Origin of the sequence: Paenibacillus sp. NPDC093718, from assembly GCF_050279985.1 — a bacterium.
In the GTDB taxonomy this organism is placed as follows: Bacteria; Bacillota; Bacilli; order Paenibacillales; family Paenibacillaceae; genus Paenibacillus_AQ.
Map to the genome: position 1 here is coordinate 339535 of NZ_JBNNUS010000007.1, position 24312 is coordinate 363846.

22 protein-coding genes are annotated in these 24312 nt (G+C 49.0%); 1 reads left to right on the plus strand and 21 read right to left on the minus strand.

The annotated features are described in order from the left end of the window. Positions 1 to 152 precede the first annotated feature (152 nt). The 19 genes from ACQKPA_RS22250 to ACQKPA_RS22340 form a co-directional block, all read right to left on the minus strand. Positions 153 to 887, minus strand: a complete 735-nt coding sequence (locus ACQKPA_RS22250; RefSeq protein ID WP_427494685.1) for an SIS domain-containing protein — start codon at positions 885 to 887, stop codon at positions 153 to 155. 36 nt (positions 888 to 923) lie between these two features. Further along, positions 924 to 1682, minus strand: coding sequence for a creatininase family protein (locus ACQKPA_RS22255; RefSeq protein ID WP_427494686.1), 759 nt, complete (start codon positions 1680 to 1682; stop codon positions 924 to 926). Positions 1683 to 1695: 13 nt separating this feature from the next. Next, entirely contained in the window at positions 1696 to 2688 is a 993-nt protein-coding gene (locus tag ACQKPA_RS22260) for a phosphotriesterase family protein (RefSeq protein ID WP_427494687.1), read from the minus strand. Between the two features lie 95 nt (positions 2689 to 2783). Beyond that, entirely contained in the window at positions 2784 to 4079 is a 1296-nt protein-coding gene (locus tag ACQKPA_RS22265) for a PTS ascorbate transporter subunit IIC (protein ID WP_427494688.1), read from the minus strand. A gap of 23 nt (positions 4080 to 4102) precedes the next feature. Beyond that, positions 4103 to 4366 carry a PTS sugar transporter subunit IIB gene (locus ACQKPA_RS22270; protein ID WP_427494689.1) on the minus strand — a complete coding sequence of 88 codons (264 nt, stop codon included), beginning with the start codon at positions 4364 to 4366 and terminating at the stop codon, positions 4103 to 4105. After that, complete coding sequence (locus ACQKPA_RS22275) at positions 4363 to 4806, minus strand: PTS sugar transporter subunit IIA (protein WP_427494690.1); 444 nt, start codon at positions 4804 to 4806, stop codon at positions 4363 to 4365. The genes ACQKPA_RS22270 and ACQKPA_RS22275 overlap by 4 nt, the downstream gene beginning before the upstream one ends. A 35-nt stretch (positions 4807 to 4841) precedes the next feature. Then, positions 4842 to 6956, minus strand: a complete 2115-nt coding sequence (locus ACQKPA_RS22280; protein WP_427494798.1) for a BglG family transcription antiterminator — start codon at positions 6954 to 6956, stop codon at positions 4842 to 4844. 292 nt (positions 6957 to 7248) lie between these two features. Next, the gene (locus ACQKPA_RS22285; protein ID WP_427494691.1) at positions 7249 to 11190 is read right to left on the minus strand and encodes a polysaccharide lyase family 8 super-sandwich domain-containing protein; all 3942 of its coding nucleotides are present in this window, start codon (positions 11188 to 11190) and stop codon (positions 7249 to 7251) included. Positions 11191 to 11554: 364 nt separating this feature from the next. Then, positions 11555 to 12517, minus strand: a complete 963-nt coding sequence (locus ACQKPA_RS22290) for a metallophosphoesterase family protein (RefSeq protein WP_427494692.1) — start codon at positions 12515 to 12517, stop codon at positions 11555 to 11557. Then, complete coding sequence (locus ACQKPA_RS22295; protein WP_427494693.1) at positions 12492 to 13739, minus strand: MFS transporter; 1248 nt, start codon at positions 13737 to 13739, stop codon at positions 12492 to 12494. The genes ACQKPA_RS22290 and ACQKPA_RS22295 overlap by 26 nt, the downstream gene beginning before the upstream one ends. Further along, a complete protein-coding gene (locus tag ACQKPA_RS22300; protein WP_427494694.1) occupies positions 13736 to 14554 on the minus strand; it encodes an MBL fold metallo-hydrolase in 819 nt (272 codons plus the stop codon). The genes ACQKPA_RS22295 and ACQKPA_RS22300 overlap by 4 nt, the downstream gene beginning before the upstream one ends. Positions 14555 to 14909: 355 nt before the next feature. Continuing rightward, positions 14910 to 15677 (minus strand): DeoR/GlpR family DNA-binding transcription regulator, encoded by a 768-nt coding sequence (locus tag ACQKPA_RS22305; protein ID WP_427494695.1) that lies wholly within the window; start codon positions 15675 to 15677, stop codon positions 14910 to 14912. A 109-nt stretch (positions 15678 to 15786) separates the two neighbouring features. Then, complete coding sequence (locus ACQKPA_RS22310) at positions 15787 to 16647, minus strand: aldo/keto reductase (protein WP_427494696.1); 861 nt, start codon at positions 16645 to 16647, stop codon at positions 15787 to 15789. 28 nt (positions 16648 to 16675) lie between these two features. After that, on the minus strand, positions 16676 to 17008 hold the full coding sequence (locus tag ACQKPA_RS22315; RefSeq protein WP_427494697.1) for an ArsR/SmtB family transcription factor: 333 nt from the start codon (positions 17006 to 17008) through the stop codon (positions 16676 to 16678). Positions 17009 to 17288: 280 nt separating this feature from the next. Further along, positions 17289 to 18503, minus strand: a complete 1215-nt coding sequence (locus ACQKPA_RS22320) for an MFS transporter (RefSeq protein ID WP_427494699.1) — start codon at positions 18501 to 18503, stop codon at positions 17289 to 17291. Positions 18504 to 18645: 142 nt separating this feature from the next. After that, the gene (locus ACQKPA_RS22325) at positions 18646 to 19230 is read right to left on the minus strand and encodes a TetR/AcrR family transcriptional regulator (RefSeq protein ID WP_427494700.1); all 585 of its coding nucleotides are present in this window, start codon (positions 19228 to 19230) and stop codon (positions 18646 to 18648) included. Between the two features lie 178 nt (positions 19231 to 19408). Beyond that, the gene (locus ACQKPA_RS22330) at positions 19409 to 19744 is read right to left on the minus strand and encodes a hypothetical protein (RefSeq protein ID WP_427494701.1); all 336 of its coding nucleotides are present in this window, start codon (positions 19742 to 19744) and stop codon (positions 19409 to 19411) included. 324 nt (positions 19745 to 20068) lie between these two features. Then, entirely contained in the window at positions 20069 to 21067 is a 999-nt protein-coding gene (locus tag ACQKPA_RS22335; protein WP_427494702.1) for a phosphotransferase enzyme family protein, read from the minus strand. A gap of 63 nt (positions 21068 to 21130) precedes the next feature. Continuing rightward, positions 21131 to 22348, minus strand: a complete 1218-nt coding sequence (locus ACQKPA_RS22340) for an MFS transporter (protein WP_427494703.1) — start codon at positions 22346 to 22348, stop codon at positions 21131 to 21133. Positions 22349 to 22474: 126 nt separating this feature from the next. Here ACQKPA_RS22340 and ACQKPA_RS22345 point away from each other — a divergent pair, with 126 nt between their 5' ends. Further along, positions 22475 to 23083 carry a TetR/AcrR family transcriptional regulator gene (locus ACQKPA_RS22345; protein ID WP_427494704.1) on the plus strand — a complete coding sequence of 203 codons (609 nt, stop codon included), beginning with the start codon at positions 22475 to 22477 and terminating at the stop codon, positions 23081 to 23083. 163 nt (positions 23084 to 23246) lie between these two features. On the opposite strand, the gene ACQKPA_RS22350 is transcribed toward ACQKPA_RS22345, so the two are convergent. Both ACQKPA_RS22350 and ACQKPA_RS22355 read right to left on the minus strand, forming a co-directional pair. Continuing rightward, entirely contained in the window at positions 23247 to 23579 is a 333-nt protein-coding gene (locus ACQKPA_RS22350) for a hypothetical protein (protein WP_427494705.1), read from the minus strand. Further along, positions 23563 to 24291, minus strand: a complete 729-nt coding sequence (locus ACQKPA_RS22355) for a hypothetical protein (RefSeq protein WP_427494706.1) — start codon at positions 24289 to 24291, stop codon at positions 23563 to 23565. Before ACQKPA_RS22355 ends, ACQKPA_RS22350 begins: the two co-directional genes overlap by 17 nt. Positions 24292 to 24312 lie beyond the last annotated feature (21 nt).

Genomic DNA, 24312 nt, shown 5'->3' on the forward strand with positions numbered 1-24312 from the left:
TTCTCTTGCAGAAATCGCAGTTACGGCTCCACTCTTCCGTATCCCTTCCGTTCGTCTGCTCGATCCTTGCCAGGCGGCCTGCTTTATTTATTGTTCAAGTCTGCTCTATAGCAAACCCCGTATATTTTCTTAACTTGCTCTGTTTATACTTATCATGCTAGCAAAGCGATCCGTCCTTTATAAGCCTCAACCAGCGCTTTGTTGTGTTCATCGGAACCATCGATATTTCCGCTGAGAAATACAGGGGGGTTGAAGCCTTTTTCAATCATAATCTCAATAGATTCGGCGAACAGGGAATTCAAAATGAGGGCCCCGATCACCGTCGAGCTTGGCGTAAAGGGTACCTGAAGGCCCGGGTGGTTCAATACGGCATCGCCCTTGACCGAGAAATTGTCGATCACCAGATCAACGGCATCCGCCAGATGCTTGCCGCTGCTGTGTCGGGACGGCAGGCTTTTGGAATATTCCAGAGAGGTAATGCCTACAGTAAAGGCCCCCTTCTCCTTCGCCATTAAAGCGACATCTACGGGAACGGGATTTCGACCCGAAGTGGACAATACGAATACAATCTCGCCTTCGCGAATATCCTGCTTCTCCATAAACTCGACCGCAAGGTCGTTTTGTCTTTCCAGCTCTGACGACCGGACCGCGCCTTCATGAAGCATCAGCTTCTCTACCAGGATCGGACGAATCGGTACGAGTCCGCCTGCTCGGTAAAAGACTTCTTCGGTCAATATATGTGAATGTCCGCAGCCGAACAAGTGAATAATCCCCCCCTGCTGAATACAGGTCGCTACCTTCTCCGCTGCTTCACGGATCGACTTGGTCTGCTCGGTTCGAACTTTGTTCAACAACCCGCCAATCACATCAAAATAGGTATTCATCATCGTCTTTTTCACCTCGTTGTTCCTGTAATTGCATTGCTATCTGTTCTCTTCCGGTTGATCATCGGTTGACCAAGCACTTTTGGCTCGGAGAACCATCCCGGTCATCACTTCCAAGCTGCGCTCGATTATTTTCTCCCCCTTCTCCCTCGTTGCCAGCGTTGCATCCCCAAGTACGGCCGTGGAAGTCATTTCCTCCCACGGTGTTGGCGTGCAATCCGCTTCGATCGGGATCTGCGGGGCACCATCGATCGCCTTGCTCATGTCCACATATTCGCCCGCGAGATAAAGCATATAGGATGTCTCGATTTCATCGGCATGCATATAACTCGCGTGTGCAGCCGAAGCTTCTCGTACCAAAGCCGTTACTTCCTTCGTGCCAGGATAAAAGAAATAGAATACCTTCAGTTCGGGAACCCGTTCGTATAACACTCTCGCAGCTTCCTTCAGCGCAACCGCATTGCCGAGATGGCCGTTGACCATGACGAAAATGCGGAATCCTTGCTGGTATAAGCTTTCGCCGATATCTGCAAGCAGCCGGATCAGCGCTTCGTTTGAGACATTGATGCTCCCCGGGAAATTGCGCAGGCTCCAAACCTGGCCGTAGGGGAGGGTCGGCAGAACGAAGCTTTCCGTCCGCTCGGCTAATCTGTCCGCGAGTCTGGTCGCGAGCAGGTTATCCGTGCCCAGCGGCAGATGCGGACCATGCGCTTCAACGGCACCAATAGGAAGGATGGCAGCGCAGAATTGGCGTATTTTATCCTTCACCTCAACCGAATTTTCGAGTTCGAATTTCATAGTGGCGCACCCCTTACTTTTTAAATGAAAAGCAGTTGGCCGGGTTGCTTACGAAAAATTTCTCCACCAGTTTTGGTCCGTCAAATCCGTTTCGGTTCGCCTCGTCCACAAAGCGCGGTACCCATTTGGAAATAATGTACTCCAGACCGAGACCCTGATCGTAATGCTTGTAGTAGGTTTTCCGGGCGGTATCTCCGCTGATGAGAATTTGATTTTCGAAGCCTTTGCGGACAAGCTCCAGAATAAGCGAGATTCGGGTGCTTTCCGGTGCATACTTGATTTTGCCGATACCGTCAAAGCTCATGAAAGCCCCCGTTGCGGCGATCTGCTCGTGATAGTACGGGTCGGGATTGCGGTCCATATGCCCCAGGCTCAAAAAAGACAGCTCCACACCTTCGCTCTTCAGGAGCTCGATTTGCTCCAGCGCCATGGTGCCAACCTCGGTATGGGAATGAATGGGCGCCTTTGTCTCATGATGGGCGCGCGCTACAGCGCGCAGCGTCTTCTCCTCCAGAGGCGTAATGCGGTTATAGCCTGTCCCGAATTTAACCTGGCCTGCCTTGAAAGGCGTGCCCTCCAGCCCTTCTTCCACCTCCCGGATGACGAAATCCGCCAGCTCGTTGATGCTTTTTGCTTCAATCCACTGGGCGTAGGTTTCATAATGGCCGGTCAGCGGTTTAAGCTCCTCTTTGATTTTGGCGTCCCACAGAAAGCTTTTGTTGAAGCCCGCCGTTCCTACAATATGAATGCCGGTTTCAACTGCGATTTCCTGTACCGCCTGAACATCCCGTCCATAATCGATGGCTGTAGCGTCCACAATGGAGCGTCCGCCATGTTGTTTGAAGTCAAGAACGTCGAGCTTGGACTTCTCTTTATCGTCCAGGAGCAAATCGTCCTCTCCCCGTTCCTGCCAGAAGGCCGGACGGCATACGATATGTTCGTGGGAATACGTAAAGCCCAGCTTCTCCTTGCTGATATCTCCATGTAAAGTACGGATAAAGCTCATATCGTTTCTCCTCCACTCTCTATAAAATTAGAACCTGGCCGGCTCCAAAAGTGCGTGTTCAAAATTCAAAAAGTCAGCTGCTTTTTGAATAACCTCTAAAAGAACAGCTTCGCCAGGAAGTGCAGAATCGGTCCTATGATGAACATATCGGAATCAGCTGCCCACATGGCCGTATCCGGTACCGTCGAGGCGATGAAGAAGCGAACCATCAGAAACTGTCCCCAAGCTACAACGGTTGAAGTGATGAAGCCGCCAATAACGGCCCCGCGGACACCACCTGTCGAGTTCCCGAACACCCCCGCCGTAGCACCATGGAAGAACAAAACGATCATCGTTGGCACGAAAATGTATGAAACGGTGTTGCCAAGTACAAGCAGCCAGATAATCGCTCCGGCGAAAGCTCCCAGGAAGCCGAGAACCACCGCATTCGGTGCGTAAGGGTACACAACTGGCGCATCCAGTGCCGGTTTGGCGCCTGGTACCAGTTTAGTAGCGATCCCGTTGAAGGCCGGAACCAGCTCGCCGACAAACATCCGAACCCCCATCAGAACGATGGCGATTCCGCCTGCGAATGTGAACGATTGGATAATGGAGTAGATAATAAAGTTCTGGTCACCCGATTGTTTCATCAGTTCCGCAGCCGCCGGCGTGCCCTTTGTTGATAGAATAATGGCCCCGATCAGGAACAAAACCCCCATGCTAAGCGCAGTGATGACGTTGGAATCGCGAAGAAACTCGAAGCCTTTTGGTACTTTGATTTTCTCCGAATCGTTGTTTTTGTTGCCGAACAATTTACCGAACAAAGCAGCAAGCAAGGCAACCGAGGCCGAGGTGTGACCAAGCGCAATGTTATCGTTGCCCGTGATTTTACGCAGGAACGGCTGAACCAGAGCCGGCTGGAACGTCCAGTACACACCAAGGACCACAGCGAGCATCAGCACCAGCTTCCAGATCGAGATACCGCTGGCCGCATGAACGATCACGCCCGCAAAAACGGTCGACGTCCAGAACATCATGTGCCCGGTCAGGTAAATAAATTTAAACCGGGTGAAGCGTGCCAGCAGAACGTTGATTAGAAAGCCGATGAGCATGGCAAGCGTAACGGCGCTGCCGAATTTGGAATTGAATGCCTCCTGCCCCATGAAGGTACCGAGAGATCCGCTCTCCAATCCGAAGACTTCCTTCCACATCGGCTCGAATACATTCAAGGCTTTCACGATGACATCAGAGCCTGCACCGATGATGAGGAAGCCGATGATCGCTTTAAAGGTGCCGCTTACAAGCTGGCTCGTTGATTTCTTCTGAAGCAGAAGGCCGACCAGAACGATAAATCCGAGCAGAATGGCGGGCGTTCCAAAAATGTTGGTGGCAATCCAAAAAAGTACGTCCATATGCCCTCTCCCTTTCTAATGGTTTACAGCACTTCTTCCAGCTTCTGTTTGATTTCGTTATTGTCGAAATAGTTGTTGACGATCACAATGTTGGCCGCATGCCCTTGAAGGCTTTGGGCCAGCTCGTTGCTTGTAATGATATAGTCGGCTGCGGTTCCGGATGCCGTTGACACGTCCGTATGCTCCACGTCGGCACTTACTCCCATGCCGCTCAGCACGTTCTCCACATTCATTCTCAGAATCAAACTCGTTCCTTGACCAAGACCGCATACGCATAAAATTTTCATTGTTCGTTCCCCCTAATGAGTTGTTGGATTGTCTCTACATCAGTTGCATGCATGAATTGTTCAATGCTGCCCGGGCTGCTCAGCAAGGTGGTCAGCTTGCGCAGCATGGCGATATGCTCCGAACTTGAGGAGCCGCCAAGCGCAAATACAAGCTGTACCGGGTCGTTGGCCGCATGGCCGAATACGACCGGTTTCTTCAATTTAATCAGTGAGACGGACGCTTCCTTCACCCCATCCTCCGCGCGGGCATGCGGAAGTGCGATATGGGGTGCAAGAACAAAGTACGGGCCTCTTTCACGATAAGATTTCACCATGGCGTCGGCATAACGTTCTTCCGCCGTACCCGCTTTCGCCAGCAGTTCTCCCGCTAAGCGGATGGCTTCTTCGGCCGTCTCGGCCTCAACATCCAAGGCAATTAGTGACGGTTCCAAAAATTTCATTCTCATCTCTCCCAAATCCGGTATTCTAATCGATGCTAAAGACCGGTGTGTAATTGCTGCAGTATCTGTTCTTTCGTCTTGGCCTCTTTCAGACGGATCAGGCTCTCCTTCTCCCTGAGCAGGATGGTCAGCTCCGACAGCGCTTTGAGGTGAGATTCGCCGTCAATCGCCGCCAGTACCAGAATGATCTGAACTTGATGCCTTGCTTCTTCTGAGAAGGCGACAGGTTCCTCCAGCCACATCAGACTGATGCCCAGACGCCGGACACCATCCTGCGGCTTGCCATGCGCAATCGCGATACCCGGAGCAACGACGATATAAGGGCCGAGCGCCTCGACTTTGGAGATCATCGCATCGATATAGGCTTCATCGATGCGCCCATCCTTCAGCAGGGGCTCGGAGGCATCGCGTATGGCGCTCCGCCAGTCGGCCGCTTTTCTTTTCATTTGGATCATCTGTCCGGTGAGCAGATCCGATAGAGATGGCTTGCGTGCTTCACTCAGCCATGTTTTCCCAACGGACAAGTAATGGTTCAGCTCCTCCGTAAGTCCTGCTTCATCCCTAACCGCGGCGTATTTATGGACGATGTCCAGCAGCGCTTGAACCGAGTACGCCGGGGTCTTAGAATTACGGCCGGCAACCAGGTTGACCTGGTTCAGCAGGTGCTCCTTATCCTTATCGCTGAGAATCGGATTCACTAAAAGAACGGGCACTTTGCTATCCGGCAATGGAACCGTTGAGAAAATAAAATCAACATGTTCTTCATCAAACGACTCGTAATTCCGCAGGGAGAGCACCGCCGTAATATCCACTGCCGAGAAGAGGTTCTCCAGCTGCGATTTCAGCATTCGCGAAGCGGAAATGCCATTGACGCAGACGATGGCTGCCTGTCGCCGAACGGCCGGCTTCGTGTTCTCTCTGCGCAGCCAGCCGCCGAAATGCATCGCGAGATACCCGATTTCGTTGTCGTCAAGTTGACGTCCAACCAGTTGTTCGAACGGAGCCGCGGATCGGCTGGTCAGCTCGAACACTTCCCTGTACTTGGATAGGATATTTTCGAGCAGCGGATTTTCAAGACCGAGTCCGTATACGATCCGGTAATACGCGGGCTTCAAATGAACAAGCAGATTCTCTTCCATCGTTTCCCGGTTCGGCAGGAAGACGCAGGCGTAACGCTGAAAATCATCCGTCATCTGCCTGGTCACTTGCCGAAGCTGCTTAAGCACTTCTTCGGATCCGGTCATCTGTTCCATCCGGTTAACCCTGGCTCCCAGTAAATGCATCGTAAAGTAGCAAATTTCTTCTTCCGGGATGGAGACGCCGAACATTTGGCCAAGACCCTCGGCAAGGGCTGCGGCGACTTCGTACTCTGGTTTCCTCCGCAGCACGTTTCGTTCATCTTCATCTATCGAAATAAGCTGCCCGGTCTGAATCCGCCTTACATACAACAGGAACCGTGCCGTCAAATGAAATAGCATCTCGTCCGTCAAATCTACGCCTAGCGTTATTTCGCTATCCGAGATCAGGCGATACACCCGCTTCAGGTGACCTGACTTCATAGGGGGAAATAAGTTTTGGGCGAGATCCGGACTTTCCGATTCCGGATTCCGGTTAAATACCTGCTCCCAGCCGGCATGGCCGAAAATCTGTCCGAAGTAATGGCTCATGGCCTTCCGTTTGTCACGTTCCTCCCCATGTACGCCATAGCCCCGTTTGCGGTCGTAGGTTACTTTAAGTTTCGAAATCTTCATGTCCGACCGGACCATATTCATATCCTTGAGTACAGTCCCTCGGCTAACCTGCAAAAGGTCCGTAAAATGATGAACAAAGAGCGGAGCCTCAGCCGATAACAGATAAAGCGACATCCAGGCCATTCTTTCCCGTGGAGACAAATAATACTGCTGTGTTTGAGGCTTCCCGGTCGACTGCGGAAGACCGGACCGGCTTTCATCCGGCAAATAATAGCCGACTGTCCTGACGTATTTGACCGGCGGAAGATGAACCGCTTTCAAGTAGTCGTTTATTTTTTCCATATCATAATAAACAGTTCGTCTGGAGATGCCGACCTTCTGCATCAGTTCTTCCAGCGACACATAATCAGCCGCCTCATGAAGCAGCGTCAATATCCGGGTACTTCTTTCGTCCAGAATACGGCATCAACTCCTTTGCCGTTTAGTGTGGTACCTTTTGCAATTCGATTATACCCACAGGCAATTCATGAAAGACAGTTCAATTCATGGAGACCCTTTTGTGCAAAAATGAACTCAAGTGTTTAAAGTTACGTAGACCGTCAAAATACTTTTCATTAAATAACTCCGCGAACTTTTCAATTAAGTAGGTTCGAGTTTTCACATTATTTCCATAAGTCTCCTCCTTATATGGACAAAAAAAAGCACAGGCTAAATGGCCCATGCAAGATTTTGTTACTTCGCGACTGCCATGTTAATTCAATGCCTGTGCATTCTGAAGTAAGTAATGTGCAGCATCGTTATGAACATGTTTGCCGCTCTGTGCTTGAATTTCGTGAATAAAACTGATCAGTTCACCCTGGTCGAGCTTTTGCCTCAAGCTGTTTGCGATGCCGTTGTTGTCAATCCAGCCGTCCTTCTCAAACCTTGCGACCAGCGCTTTGAGCGATTCTGTAGTCGCCGTCGTTTGGAAATCCACACTGGCTCTCCCCATATTTCCTGCTGAATCGTAAACTGTAAGTTCTAATGAATGACTGCCCACTGGCAATGTAAACAGTGGAATCGTTGCGCCTTGTTCCACAGGCCGACCGTCAAGCAACAAAGTTGTCTTCTTAGAATCGACGCCGGACAAATCATCGCTTACATCAAATTGCGGCAATAAGTCCTGATCAATACTGTAGCTTTCTCCCGCCGGATCGCCAAACGTAATAAGAGGGGCCTCTGTATCCAGATTAAATCCAATCATCTTCGCGGGCTCTACGTTACCCGCATCATCCTTTGATCGAAAGCTTATTGTATATTTGTCGTCTTGGCTGAATGTAACAGGTCCAGTGTACGGCTGCCATGAGCTTCCACCGTTCAAGCTGTATACCGATTCGGTTACCCCTGATAATGAATCCTCCGCAGCCAACGTTAGCGTTACAGGCTGGACATACCAACCGTTATCGCCGTCCGGCTTCTCCGGGGATAATGTCGCGATCGTATTTGGCGCAGCCGTATCCTGCGGCTCGAACAGAAGCACAGGCCGGTAAGCTGCATTCGTATGCTCCTTTGAGCCGTAAATCACCCAGCCGGTCGAACCATAGTTGGTCGTTTGAGCGAGCTGAACGGCGATTGTACGATCACCAGCCATGGCTGCATTCACTTGTGCAGTTATATCCAAGATTGCCGGCGTCCCGGCAGCCGGGACGGTCCAGCTTCCGATTAGGCTGCCGGCGGCAGGCTTGTTGTTCCATGTCATGCTGTTTTCGCTCCATGCATGATTGCTAACTTCAAAAGCGACGCCTTGTGTGTTTGCGAGTCCGGCACTTGTCGGTACCAGGCGGATTTGCGCGCTTTTGACTTGATCCGGTAGATGAGATAAATCAAATTTCAAATAGGAGTACCGGTGATAACCTGCGTTTGGATCGTTTTTTATAACCAATTGATCGGAAGATCCGAAATTGGTGTTTGCATAAGAGCCGCTGCGCACGTAGGTATCGTCGGAAGGCAAGATTGCGTATCCAAGCGTTACGGATAATTCATTGGATGCGACGCTTTCATTAGTGGCGCCGTTAAGGGCTTTTACCGTAAAATAATAAGTTGTCCCATCGGTTAGCCCTGTAACGGTATACTGGTTATTTCCGCTGACTGCGGATATATCCACAGTATTCGTATAGTTGCCGGGCGCTGTCCCGTAATAAATTCGGTATCCTGTTGCTCCTGCGCTTGCGGACCATTTCAGCGCAGCTGAACCAGGTCCTGGCAAGGCTTCGATCAATTGTGGCGCCACTGGCGGCGTTGTTGACCCTGTGCTCAGCTTAGCCAGGAACGTTTTCCCGATCGCTCCCGCCGTATTGACTTCCAATACCGTCGTCGGTGCAAACTGCTTCACTGTAACCCCAGGGTCGAGCAGCAACGCGCCGGTTGTCGCACGGTGAATTTCGACTTCAATAGTCCCTCCGTTTGCCTGGGTCGGATCTGAAACCCCGATTTGCAGCACATCTTCGCTCTCAACGATGGTGACAGATGATTTCTTATTGCTAGTTAAGTAATCGGCTCCGTTCACTTGAACGGTTTCAACCGCATCCTTCCAAAAGTTGGCGCCGACCACCATTTGATCGGTGGTATCCATAACCGCCTGTACGTTTCCCGTGTTTTTCAAAACCGTAAAGCCCGGGTTCGCCGCATAACCGGCCGCCTCACTCGTTGTTGCCCCCGGATAAACGGCATAGGCATAGGAAGCTTGCACGGGATCAATACCGTGATTCAGCGCAAGGCTGGCGTATTGCGCGGATAGAAGCTTATCGCTTCCATCGGTGTTGATATCCTTCCAGGACCCGGATCTCGTTTCTCGTAGACCATGGACCGTCGCCCCTCCAGGGAATACGTACGCGATATCCGCTCCGGGTACGCTTCCAGACAGATGCGCCCACTGAACGCCTGTCATCGCCTCCGTCCACCCCGTCGCAGCAGGCTTAACCGTTCCATCTACCGTCAACGTGTTCGAACCACTCTCATTCAGCTTGCGATTTTCAACGATCGTCTCTACTGATCGACCTCCGGTGCTCGAAATGTCGGATCCAAGCGCTATATATTTGTCGCCGAATAGAAACCATGACTGTTTGCCGGATAACGGAGTACCCGTGTTTTTCGCCATTGAAAATTGCATGCCGACCGTACCGTAAGGGCCATCAATCGATGAACCGCCTACCCAATTCGATGTGTTGAATTTGAAGCTGAACGAGCCCACGCTCCCCGTAGAGCCGTCCGTAGTCGTTCCAGGTAATCTCACCGGATCGATCGTTGGCCAATAGGCCCCCGAGAACTGCGTCTGGTCCGCATTGTACAAGTAGGCGGCGCCTGCGCCTTGCCACCATGGCTTGGTATTTTCGCCGTTGCCGTATTCGAAAGCCGAAATCCGCGTCGAGAACATACCAAGCGCCAGGCCGAAATCAGGCCTTAAGTGTACGGCGCGATCCATCCCTGCGAATACATGGGTATCGATCATATCGCCTGCGGGTTCAACGGATGGATCGCCAAGCAGTGCTTTAATTTTGCCGATGCTGAAAATGGACAACCCCTCCGTATAACTCGGGAACGTTGTATCCGACATCATTTGGCCTTTGGCAATTTGGCGAACCGTTGCGGCATCCCGAGCGTTCAGACCGTCGGCCAGCATGACAAGTGACGCCAGAATTTTCCGCCCCGCCTGGTGATCCTGTGAATTTTCGCGTGATATCGCACGCCCTCGCACCGTATCCATCATGGCGCCTTTATACAGAAAAGGGCGGTAAGCCTCTGTTACCCAACGAATGACATTAGCGATATTCGGGTCCGTCACATCCCAACTCGAACCGCCTAGAAGATACAGCAGCTTCGCCATGTCTTCGAGCAGGACGGCACCGTAGCTTCCTGTATACGCGACATAGTCATGCTGGATAAACGAACCATCCTCGTAAAACCCGTCCCTGCTCTGTACATACAACAACACCTGGCTGATCGCATCACGGCCTTGCGCAATCTTGGCATCCGACTTATTAAGCACCCCGCGCAAAGAGACGATTAGCGCTTTATCAAGCCGATTCGCACCGGTTTCCCGGAGTGAGGGAGAATTTGTGCGATAGGTTGGGTCCGGAACGAATTTGTCCAAAGCCTTCGTGTAGTTTGCTTTTTGCGTTGCGGACATTTGATCATAAATCAAGACCATCGCATCCGTCAGATTCATCGGCACGCCGATTTCCCAATCCCACCAATTTCCGGTTTCGCTCTTCGTTTCGTTATATTTGTTCGCATACATCCAGTCCAATCCACTTAGAATGTCTGCAGCCAGCTGCTCATCCCCTTTGAGGGAAGACCCCGTTGTGGAATAGGCCAGTGCCATTTCCTTCAGCCTTACATAGTTGGATGAAATCGTGCTGGAGACACTCCAATTCGCCAGATCGCTCCAGAGATAAGTTCGTCCGGCGTTTGTGTTCATCGCTGACCAGTACTTGTTCGCGTTGGTTTCAATTTGGCTGATTTTCGCTGCAATTTCCGGGTCCGACGTATCGCTTGCCGTCCCCCCGGTCAAATATACATGCCACCTCTCCCTCAGCAAATCGAACTCGTCTGCAGCGGTTGATGCTTGTACCGGTCCGGTAAACAACAAAATGGGATACAGCATGAAACTGGTGAGAAGAGAAACCACAATGCATTTCCGCCAACGTAAGTTCATCACAATATCACCTTCCATCATTCAAATTAGACTGCCGACGGTTAGCACCAGCATCCTTTTGTATGAATTCCGTCTGTTTCATCACCCCTTTCCCGGCGGTTTTGTCGCCATCCGAATGATCCACTTCAGGCCTTAATAACAACGACAATCCTTGCTTTGTTAAAAAAACGTCATCTCGCAAAACGCGAGATCGAGAAGAAGCCACATTCAATCCCCAGGTTGCATGGTGCATCACAACAACATTCTCAAAGAACGAGGTAGATTGAATATGGCTCAGTTTGAACGGAAGAAGATTCGCAGCTTATTCAGAACTCTTTAGGAATTCTATATTCAGGCGAAGAGAAATTGCGTGGAATAGGGTGACTTACCGAGCATTCGGCTCATGCAGCGGCAATTCCGCGACAAGTCCGTCGCTTTGGCGGATCCATGTCTCAAACTGTCGCTCATCCGCACTTAATCGAATGACTCTTGCGCCCGTCGGAAATTTGTCTTTGCGCACACCGTCTACATAACTAACGTAACGAGTAGACCTCCCATAACAAAGACGAATGCCATGCAGTGTCCCGCAGTAATCATTCGAGTGATCATGTCCGACAAACGTACCCATAACATCGCCCATCTCCACCATGGCGGCGAAAAAGCCGGAGTTCAGTTCAGGCGAGCTGATCCATTCGCTGCAGTGCCCCTCGCACACCTTCGTCTTCCACACCTCTTTGTATTCCGGGAGCGGAATATGGAAAAAAGCCAGTGCAGGCAAAGGCTCTCCACCATTTCGATCGGCTAATTGCCGAGATTCAGATGCATACCATTCGATTTGATCACGGCGTATCCAATCGTATCCGCCCACCGCATCCATTGGTGAGTAATCACCGCTGTCGAGGAAGAACAACGAAGCTGCCGGCCTTCCCTTGGAATCGTCAACCGTCAGCACATAATTTCCGGCTCCGCTTACGCCCGGAGGATCCGGTTTGGCTACGCAATATTCATGCAGGAGCTGCTCCTCATGCATCCTCTTACGCGGTACGCTCCCTTCCGAGTCATGATTGCCAAACACAGCCGCCCATGCTACGCGGTTTTCCTCAGCGACAGCGACCGCGCTGCGGAACGATTGCAGCGGATCTTTGCTTCTAGCGCTTGCCGTCAAGTCGCCTGCAAACACAACAAGATCCGGCTGCTCAATCGCAATGACTCTCTCCATCGTCGCCTTCGTCATCGAGTCGAGAAGCGGCGTCTCCGGATCGAGGTCCTCAGCGTCAATAAACTCTACATCAGAAAACTGTACGATGACAAACGTTCCATCCTCACGAAACTTCAGCTTTTTCTCCAAGATATACCCGCCCCTTTGTCACATATTCCTTCCAATACCATAACCCGATCAAAACGAATACAGCAGCGCACGCCAAATACATCGATGTCACGCCATACTGCGAGCCGACCACCCAATAAATTAACGTCGGGCCGATCGCCGCCCCTAAATCGGTAGATACGGAATAAGCAGTCATGACTGTAATAACGGAAGTGCTCTTCGCAGCGTCAGAAGCCATGGCGTCCATAATGGTGCCAAGCGCAGTGCTTGTGATCATGACAAAAATAACAATAACAATCCAAATACCGAGCGGCAGCTGCCACGGAAGTAACGCATAACCCGCTGCCGCACCCGCAAGCGAGAGCATAAATAATGGCAGCCTTCCTCTCGGCCCATCCGTACGCTGTCCGAACCATCGGGCCAAGAACGGCTCCCAAGCACAGCGAAGTGCTGTCAATACGCCGCCTAACACCGTGCTGCCGATGATCAGACCGAACCACGGGATTCCCTTTGGATAACTCGTATCAATGAGATACGTAAGCGTCGCGCCGAACACGGCGTGCAGCAAGGATATAATTAATCCGCTTATCACGATTTTCTTTACCTGCAGCGACCATACCGTTTTTGTCTTACCGGGAGGTAATTCCAGTTGATGTGTACCGGATGCTTTCCCCGGGCTTATGGATGCCGCGATCAACGGAAGTCCGGCCAATGCCATCATGCCAAAGATTATCGAGACGGACTGCAGTCCGAACATGGGTACGAGAAACCCTCCAAACAGCACGCCTACCAGGCTGCCCAGACGCCACAATCCGTTATACGTTCCCATAAATCGCCCTCGATTGGTATCGTCGGAGTATCGAATAACGGTCAAATATCCGCCCATTCGCATCAAGGACCATGCAATTCCCCAGACCGCCCGCAAAGCTATCCAAAGCACGAACCCTTTGAAGACGCCGTATCCCACTGTGGTAAGAGCCGCTAACAAAACAGAGATGAACAGACCGGTACGAAGCGACATGCGGTGATACAGCCAGCCAATGACAGGATTAAGGGGCAGCCTTACTAGTCGGTTTACGGACAACAGCACGCCTACCTGCCAAAGGGCGTCCAGTCCCGCTTCCTTCCAATACACGGGGAGGACAATGTACAGCATCGAGTCGCCGAAGAGGGTTAGCGCCGTTACGATACCGACAATCCTAATCTGGCGCTGTTCTATTGCGTTGCTGCTGTCACTCGTCATAGATCGACGATCAGGCCATCGTAAGCCACCTTAATGCCCGCGGGTTCGAAAGCGCGTTCAAAATCATCATGCAGAAAATCGGAATTGTGTGTAAAATGAGTCACATATATAAGACCGTCACGTCCAAGGGTACCTTCTTCCCGCCATACGCGCTGAACCTCCAGCACACTCTCAATCCCCATATGGTTTGGATTTCGCTTATTGTAAGTATAGCTATGCGTACAATCAAGGATCGCCATATCGATCCTTTTGCCTTGAAGCCATTCCCAAGTATCGTCATGAAGCCATCCGGTGTCATTGCCGTAAAATAGCGTTTTGCCCCCTTTTTCTATGTAAAACAACAAACAAGTTTCCATGGGGTCATGATTCGCAAGCAAAGGGGTGACTCGTGTATCGCCCAATGAAATCGTCTTGAACGGGCGCAATAAATGGAACGCAAACCTGCCTCCAGCGTCCGGACCCAGTGCAGTAACGGTCTGATTAATCGCAGCATCGTTGCCATAGATATGTAAGGGGTGATCGATCCCGTGCGCAAATCCTTCAATTCGGTTGTACAGGTCCGATGGCTGAAAATGGTCGTAATGCGTATGCGTGAATAATAGGTGCTCAACCGCGCCCAAGTCGATCCGATCTCGGAGCGCCTGCATATGGGAATCTGCAGAATAATCAACCTTGATCATATTGTCGATCAATATAGAGCTTCTTGTTCTAATATTTTTTCCTCCAAGCGACCTCGCCTTGCAGCAGGCGTCACAGCGGCAGAACGGGTTTGGAAATCCTTCCGCTGCAGCCGTTCCAAGAAAGTGGATTTTCATTGGTTTCTCCTCCCTTTGAAAAGCAATCGTTTATTTTATCGACCTTTGATTAATACAGATAATACCACATATATACAATCAATCACATACAATTATTTATGATTTACAACCTTTTTTCTTGCGAAGTCTGTTGACTGAATATGCCTCGAATAGTTCATGAACTACCTATTCAATTCAATGGATGGACGCCCTAATGAATCACGATCTTGTACTCTCTTTTTCATTATTGGAACATGGAAACACATAAACACGTAAACACACATGAATACAATCCCTTATAACCAAAACCGCCTAAAAATATAAAAATAAACGATCCCTGGTTCGTGGAAACCAAGAATCGTTCATAGGATTTTAATTATTTGTATACGATTTCGATGCCGTTCTTGCGAAATTGCTCAACGATATCCCGGTCGATTTTGGAATCCGTCACAAAGCGTTCGACTTCCACTGCTCCGCATACTTTAATAAATGAATTTTGTCCGAACTTGCTGCTGTCTGCGAGGGCGATGCAGCGCTTCGCGTTCGCGAGCATTATTTTTTTCACTTGAATTTCGCCGACTCCGTAATCTGTAATCCCTGCTTCCAACGTAACCCCGCTCATACTCATAAAGAACAAATCTGCATGAAAACGCGATGTAAACTCTTCCGCCAAATCCCCGATGATGCTTTGCTCTTCGTGACGAATAACGCCCCCGGTCATAATCACCGTATACCCTGGCATCGAAACCAACTCGTTCACGATCGGAAGCGAGTTCGTAATCACGGTTAATCGATCGAATTTGGCTTTCAGCGCCTTCGCAATCTGGGTGTTTGTCGTACTTGGGTCAAGCGCGATGGACATCCCCTCGGTCACATAACTTACCGCGATTTGGGCCAACTCCGCCTTCTCTTCCATATATATCGATTCGCGGATCGGCAGCGGGATTTCCCGGCTATAGTCGGGCTCTTTCAGAATCGCCCCGCCGTGCACCCGCCGCAGATAGCCTTCGCTTTCCAAATATTCCAGGTCACGTCTGATCGTCTCGAACGAAACCCCGAAATGCTCCATGAGCTCCGACGCTCGAATCGATTTGTCCTGATTCAGTTTCTGAATAATGATTTGATGCCGCTGCTCAGCAAACAACTGCTCCACTCCTTACTTGCCTAAACTTCTTAATTAGAAGTGTACCATAAAAGCATTCAATCCTCCTGTTCAACTAGATTGTGCTATTTCGTTTAATATCCAACCAAGCCTATTTTGCAAATAGCTTCATCAACTGGACGTAAATCGGATTTATCATGTAGCCAGTCGGGTTAACGGAATATCTTTTACCCGTGTCTAGCTGCCGGATTCGGTCCATTTCTTCCTCGTTTAGGTCAAAATCGAAAATTTCGCTGTTTTCCTTTATCCTTTGCAAATTTGACGATTTGGGGATGATAATAATTCCACGGTTTATATGCCAGCGTAATATGACTTGTGCAACTGACTTTTGATGATTACGGGCAATCTCAACGAGAACCGGATGCTCCAGCAAGGCCTTGTTTCCTTGTCCCAGTGGTCCCCATGCTTCATGCAGTATCCAATCACGAACCATATAATCATGCAAATCGTGTTGTTGAAACTCTGGGTGCGTTTCGATCTGATTGATCATCGGTGATATCCGAGATTGCTTTTTGAGATGCTCCAAATGCTCGATTTCGAAATTTGCTACGCCGATGACTTTAATTCTCCCTTCCATGTACAAATCCTCCATTGCCGCCCATGCTTTCTCGTAATGAGGGCCAGCAAAATGAATCAAATACATATCGAGATACGTAACATTCAGTTTCCGACAGGTCTGCTCAAACGCCTTTTTCGTTGCATAATATCCAAGATCGGTTGTCCATACCTTGGAAGTAATGAAAAACTCTTCGCGCGGAAGACCGCTTTTTTGCAATTCTCGTCCCAACGCTTCTTCATTGCCGTATATTTTCGCTGTATCAAAATGACGATATCCTGATTGAATTGCCGCTGCGATGCTTTTTTCAAAGACCGCTCCCTTCTCGATTTTATATACGCCAAAACCAAGCTGAGGAATTTGAACACCGTTTGCCGCCTCGACGGTTCGATACATCTGTGACCACTCCTTCTGTTCTTACGATTTATTCACATTGCAACAACGCTCTTTCGATTTCATGAACTAGATTTTTTAAAGACTGAAGCTTGCTTTTCGAATCCAGCCTATAGTAATTGATGGTCCCTTCTTTACGAACACTTACAATCTGAGCATCTTTTAAAATCTTCAAATGATGAGAAACGGCTGGACGAGATAGATGAGTATTCAACCTGATCTCTCCCACTCGCATTCCGGGATTTTGCGGTCCCTCTATCAATGTTTTAAGAATGGCTTGTCTAGTTTCATCACCGATGGCGATCAGCACTTTTTGGTTGTTTTTGAACTCCTTAGCGATATCGGCTGCGATTTCCTGATTCACCTAATCCCCCCGTTTGTTTAACCGTTTAGTCTTTTTGACCAACCTAGAATAACACACTAGAAGATTCGAAATGCTATCGGTAAAGCAAAAGGAGATCCATATTTTCCCTTAAAATGACTACTATTTCGATTCATGTTTTAATTATGGCTGCACAAAAAAAATTAAAAAAGCCGCGATTTTACGCGGCTATGGCAAACGTGGACTCCGATATATTCACGGGCTCAAATAGAGCCATTTAAAAAATCAATGTCGCATAGCACGATAGACTCGACACCATCATTCAACTTACATCGCCGTGCTCCCCTCTTTTTTCCGTCAAAAAGTACAGCAATGCCAAGAACGGGAACAGAACGCCAACCCACATCGCCGCTTTCCAGCCGCCCATGGCATAAGCCCATCCCCCGGCTGCGGAGCCTATGGCTCCACCCGCAAAAAAGATTGCCATATACATGCCGTTCAGCCGGCTGCGCACCTCAGCCCCCAAAGAGAAGATCGCTCGCTGTCCCAACACCAAATTGGCGGACACGCCCATGTCGAGCAGAATAGCCGCAATGACGAGGATAATGATAGAGAATATAGAACCTCCAGGAAACATAATCGGTAAAAGTCCCGAAACAATTACCAACGCGATGGACAATCCGGTGGCCGAACGGATCAGGCCTTTATCTGCAAAGCGGCCAGCAATAGGCGCTGCCGCCGCGCCGGAAACCCCTGCCAAAGCGAACAGCGCTACGCCTGTAGAAGAAAAATGAAACACCGGGCTCGTTAAAACGAGCGGAACCGTTGTCCAAAACAGACTAAACATGCCGAACAAAAACGCGTGATACAGTGCGCGCCGCCGCAGAATCGGCGTCGTCTTGAGCAGCTGCAGCATGGACGAGATGATGACCGGATAATTGTCTGTGGTTTGAGGCCGCCTTGCAGGAAGGACTTTTGCCAAGACAAGAGCCAGTGCCAAGAGCATGGCGGAGGAAATAATAAAGATAGCGTGCCAGCCGAAATATTTATCCACCATGCTCGAAACCGGACGGGCCAGCATGATTCCCAATAACAGACCGCTCATTACGTTGCCCACATTACGACCGCGCGTCTCCTCAGGGGAAAGATGCGCTGCATAAGGAACCAGGATCTGGGCCGCGACGGCCCCGACGCCTATAAACAAGGAGGCGGCAAGAAACAGAGCCGCATTTTGAGCTTCGGCGGCGATGATTAAAACAATGGATGTCAGAATCAGCAGCGTAACCACCAGTTTACGGTTTTCAAGTAAATCTCCCAAGGGGACGATAAATAACAAGCCGATCCCGTAACCGATTTGGGTCAGCGTCACGATCAAACCTGCGGCTTCCGAAGATAACCCGATGGCCGAGCTGATCGATTCAATTAATGGTTGAGTATAATAAAGATTTGCAACGATCAAACCACAGGCAACAGCAAGAATCAGCGTGATCCATGTAGATACTGATTTCTCCAGCCTTTCCTTTGCGTTTTCATTCATGTTAAGCACTCCTTTTTTTATGAATTATTGCATTACAATACAGGAATGATCGTTCCAGTATGGAGATAGCTTGCCCCCTATGCTCAAACTCAAGGGGGTTGTTTTTCGGAACGATCATTCCGATTCGCTGAAAAAAATAGGTTTACAGCATCTCGAAGACCGCGTTCATCATACCATGGACTTTATGGATATCGCTTTGGATCCTGGCCATTACGTTAATGCTATGGTTGAGATTCAACAGCAGGTACGATAACATTTTAATATCTTTCTCCGGGGCTATTTCTCCCGTTTCTTGCCCTTTCTTTAACGTCTCATAAAACAGCTGCTCTAATTCCGTAAAGCTTTGACGAATCGTATTCTGCAAGGGCTCATCCACGGTATCCAGTCCAACGGAAGCATTCGTAATCAGACATCCATTGGGGAAAGCTTCACCGTGCGTGGCAAAAGCGTTCATGATATGCAGCTCGAAATATTGGCGGATCCCCTCGATCGCAGAAGTTGCATGTATCATCTGATCGCGTTTTTTTTGCGACATTTTTTTATAATATTGGATGGCCTCGTAATACAGCGTCTGTTTATCCTGAAACGTTTCGTACATACTGGATCTGCTCAACTCCATGGATTCCAATAAATCCGGTATGCTTGCAGCTTCATATCCCTTTTCCCAAAAAACGATCATCGCTTTGCGCAGTACTTGCTCCCGGTCAAATTCCTTGGTCCGTCCCATCGATACCTCCTCCTTTTCTACATGAGTATATACCAATCGGAACGAACATTCCAGTATTTATTTCAAACAGTAGAGGATGATCAAAATGATACGGACTGAGATGATCTTCAAACGGCCTTGGGTTTCCACAATGAAAAAGAGAAAAGTCATCGTCCCAATGACCTTTCCCCTCATTCGTTCATTTGAATAGATCTTCGATGACCCCACGATCGAAGTCGTTTACGATTTTATACTCCTTGCCATACCTTTTGTGATTGCTCGAACCGTTATAGATTCGCACGTGGTCTGGACTCAAGAAGTATACAGCGAAGGTCGGGCCGTTTCGGCCCTGAAACCAAACTTCATATTCTTCGCTACCGTAATCCACTCTGCTGGTTTTACGCAGTATGACTTCGGAAAAGCTGTTCATAATCCGCTCGATCTCCGCGGGATCTGTAATTTGTATCTCTTGCTCGTTCGGACGGAACCGATTTTTCCTGACACTCATATGGCTGATGGTCTTAGGCTCAATCAACTGATCGAGCACCATCTCCTTAAACGATGTTCTGTTTTGAGCCGCCGAATATATCGTTGCGCTGATTAGAATCAGGACACAAATTGCCAGAAAGATATACCATGTACGCTTGTTCAGCCGTCATCTCCTCCCTCGTCTCGAAATAAAGCGTCCACTTTGATTATAACATCAATCACAGCCCAGAATTATCCAATATCCGAACCATATGTAATTATATTGGTGTTCTCGATTGTTCTTAACGTTGGGCTAGAGATAAACACATCCTCTTCCACAGCCTTCAGTTTTGAAATGTTTATTAAAGCTTGTTCCATCCTATCCTCCCTTTTAGGATGACTGGAATTCGTCGATCAACGAAACTCCTTTTAAAATCCGCATCCTGCTATCCCTTAAAAAGTCGCGAGTCCAATCGTCTGGTTGACTTAAATCCCAGCTTCGGTGCATGCCGACGACTACGATAATTTCACGCAGCCTCAGGAAAAGCCCCAACTGATCCTTCCAGCCCTCAGGCATTTGACGGCCATCCTCTGTATAGCCTCGCTCAAAATGTTTCATGAAAAGCTCGTACTGCGCCTTTCGTTCAACTTTAGAATCTTCCCCAAATACATACAGCAGGTAATATAGCTGGATCGCGATGTCTTCGACATACCAACTATACTGACATTCGTCAAAGTCGAAGAGTGTTATCCCCCCCGTTTCATCAACCATAAAATTTCCTACATTGATATCTCCGTGAATCAAACCGAAATTATCAGTCGTAACACGGAGACTCGACAAATGTCTCTTAAGATCATCAAGCGCAAGAAGAATGGGTAGGTGCTCTTCCGGTATATATTTTTGGGCCTGTAAGAGGTATTCATTGTATTCCCAAGTGTGTCTGTTTACCTTGGGTTTGTAACGCTTCGACAGTTCATGGAGACGGCCAGTCAGGCGTCCACATTGTTCGTAAAGAAAGGGATTGCCTAGGCATTCTGGGTATCCGATTTTACGACCAGGCGCATATCTGAAAGAGGTCACGAAGAAATCAATAGGATTTCCTCGGATTCGTTCGAAGTCGTTTCCATTCATCGAAGATATCGAGTCTGAGACTGCCAGACCATTCTCTGATAGATAACGAATCCATTCTATTTCAGCTGCAAGTCCTTCCCCTGTGCGATGAGTGCTCGGTGTGAAACGGAGGATATATTTCACATCATTGCGATCGTAGGAATATATAAAGTTCTGAAATCCTCCAATAAAGGTCAGCTCCTTGGGGCTAACTCCGAACTGCGCTGCGCCTTCAATGGCATGTTCGTCCAAGAACATTAATTTAATGTTTGGGTCCATCCGCCCTCCTGTCACTCTAATCCATATTCTTATGATCCATAATAACATCATATATAAATTTGGCTATCCAATTCGGTATGGCTTGCTGGGAAAGCCATGTTTCTTCGAACTCCACGCAATAGCCAATGCAATGAGCAGCAGAATCAACAGCACTCCCGGAAACGACTTGACTCCAATAAACTCCAGCAAAGCGCCGCCTACTATTCCACCACCAGCAATGGCCAGATTCCAGACTGTGGTATTGATCGGCATGACGATATCCACACCTTCTTCACCACTTGCATCGGCAAGCGCTGTTTGCAGCATGGTGGCGGCACCGCCGAAGGTAAATCCCCATAATGCCACGACCGCATAAACAATGAATGCCGATGTGACGCCCGTCCATAGTGCTGCGGCTGCTAGCAGGAAGCCGAGCAGACTAAGAAGCACAAGCAGGCGTAGGTGTCGATCTATCAACAGACCCACAATCCAGATCGAGATCAATGCGAATGCTCCAAATACAAGCAGGACCAGATCAACACGCCCAGACAGTCCCAAAGGCTCAAGAAACGGCGCGATATACGTATATAAAATATTGTGTGCCAGCATCCACGTCAGTACCACCATAAGAATCGGACGGATGCCGGGCATAACAAATACTTGACGGATCGTCATACGTTGATGTGCAGGCTGCCCGGGATAGTCCGGCACCTGCCACAGAACCCATCCAATTAATGCGAGAGTCAGAAGAGACATGAGTCCGAATACAAGGCGCCAACCGATCAGATCTCCGAGCAAGGTGCCGACCGGCACGCCTAATGTAAGAGCAATCGGAGTGCCAACCATTGCGACTGCCAAGGCACGGCCTCTTAAGGCATCCGGAACCATACGCCGTGCGTACCCGGCAATCATCCCCCAAGCGGCACCAGCTGATACACCGGCAAAAAATCGAGCGACCATAGTCAATGCATAGCTGCTTGACAGTGCGGTAATCGAGTTGAAGATGAAAAAGCCTGCAATAATGGCAAGCAGAAGCGGACGTCGCCTCATCCCACCGGTAAACATGGCAAACGGAATTGCCGCCACAATGGAACCCAAAGCATAGGAAGTTACAAGCTGTCCGGCCATCCCTGTTGTAATATTCAAACCTGCCGTTATATGCGGTAATAAACCGGCCGGAATGGTTTCTGTAAAAATACAAATAAAACCTGTCATCGCAAGCGCGAGTAGTGCTAACCAAGGAAGCCTGGCAGGCATATTGCCCGTTCGTGCCGTACCCTTTGAAGATGATAATTGTGACAAAATAAATTCCTCCTCAAGACCAATTTAATTATGGATCGATCATTCCATATATTAAATTTAATCCTCCTCCCTTGTCAAGGACTTCTGGATCGATTAGTATAAAATTAATAAAGGAGGGGCATTTATATGGCACGAACGGGACGTCCACGCGCTTTTAATCGTGACGAGGCAGTTGCTGCCGCCATGCTTCTGTTCTGGGAACACGGCTATGAATCCACTTCGCTTGCTCAGTTACGTGCTTCCATGGGCGATATATCTGCTGCGAGTTTCTATGCCGCTTTCGAATCAAAAGAGTCCCTGTTCCGAGAAGTGATGGATCGGTATATCTCTACTTATGGACAAGTTTCGGAAAGTTTCAGGGATACAAGCCTGACATCCAAGGCGGCCATCGAACAAGGGCTTCGACGATCGGCTCGAATGCAGACAGAAAGTTCCCATCCTCTCGGTTGTCTGTTGATTTTGTCCGCTGTGAATTGTTCACCGGAGCAACAACACATCCGAGAAATGCTTGCCAAGGAACGAGCAAGGGTCAACGGTTGGCTAAAAGAGTGTATCGAGCGGGCCGTAGCCAATGGAGAGCTGCCAGGTTCAACGGATATCCCCATGCTGGTAACCTTATTCGAAACATTTCTGCAAGGAATTTCGACACAAGCCCGGGACGGTGTTTCATACGAAGCAATGGATGCTGCCATCACTCAACTGATGAGTGTATGGGATGCATTATCGACGAAGTAAGTCTAACGAGAGCAACATTTAACCATAAGATTAAATGAATAAAAAACCTGCTAGCCATAGCTAGCAGGTTTTGTTCTAACCATGCTTCATCTGTTCCTGAATACCTGAACTTCTTTCTTGTATGTATCGCATCAGGTTCCGCAGGTTCTTACCAGAGAATCTTTCAGCCATCAAGCAGTGTAATCAGTTTTTGCAGGAGAACAGGCTCTTCCTTTTGGAATTCATCGAACCGGAGCCTCAGCCGTTCAAACATTTCGTTGTCTTCGCGAATTTCATGACGAATGTACTGATCTCTCAGCTTCATCGCCCTTTTGCTGATATCCTTGTAGCCAGCCACCAGCTCTTCGTCATACGGGATGATCCCCTCGTCCACCAAGTATCCGATCCGCTCGCTCATCATTTTTTTGTGTTCCCAGAGCACATGAAGATGCCTTACATCGTTACGGCCACCGAGCCGGGAATCGTTGCCCTCTACGGCATCATAGTACAGTCGCAAATAGTCGTATACCTTGATTCCGAAAGCTTCCTTCGTTATCCGAATTGTAATTGATCCGATTTAAATGGGTCTCTCCGTTTAGATAATCGCGCAGCTGGTCAATTGCGGCCGTTTTATCAAACGGATATGGAGAATGCGGCTCGTATTTATAAAAGTAAGTATGATGATCGGCCGTGAGCTTCTCCTTTAGAAGATGCCTCATGGACTGAACAGCGTCCTGAAACTCCCGGAACGGGATCTGCAAATTGCGGTATACTCCCGTACGATCGAACATCGACACATAGAAAATTCTTTCGTCCCAATCGTAACCATATAGAAAAAGATGATGCGGGAACGGCTCTTTCTGATAGGAGGCCGCAGGCGATAACCTGGCTTCATCCAAAAACACAACGCAATAATAGCCGTTTCGGATCTGATCCGCGAAAAACTTCGGCCAAACGTCCAATGCCAAACTCTCCAGAATCGTATAATTAACCGAGCAGGTGAGAAGAAACGGGGTGTTGAAATTCAGTTCGTTGGGCTTGCCCCGAAAAAAATCAAAGTAGTACTGCCTGCCGTCCTCCAGAAAGTTTTTTTTGCAGAACAGCTGGATAAAATTGCTGTAAAACCAAGGCTTCGTTTCTTCATGGATGCTGGTGATGGAAAGTGTGTAGGCCCACCGCAAAAATCCTTTAAGAGGCGGATTCACCACCGGCAGCTGAAACGCGTTCATCTGATTCTCCCCCTTTCTAAC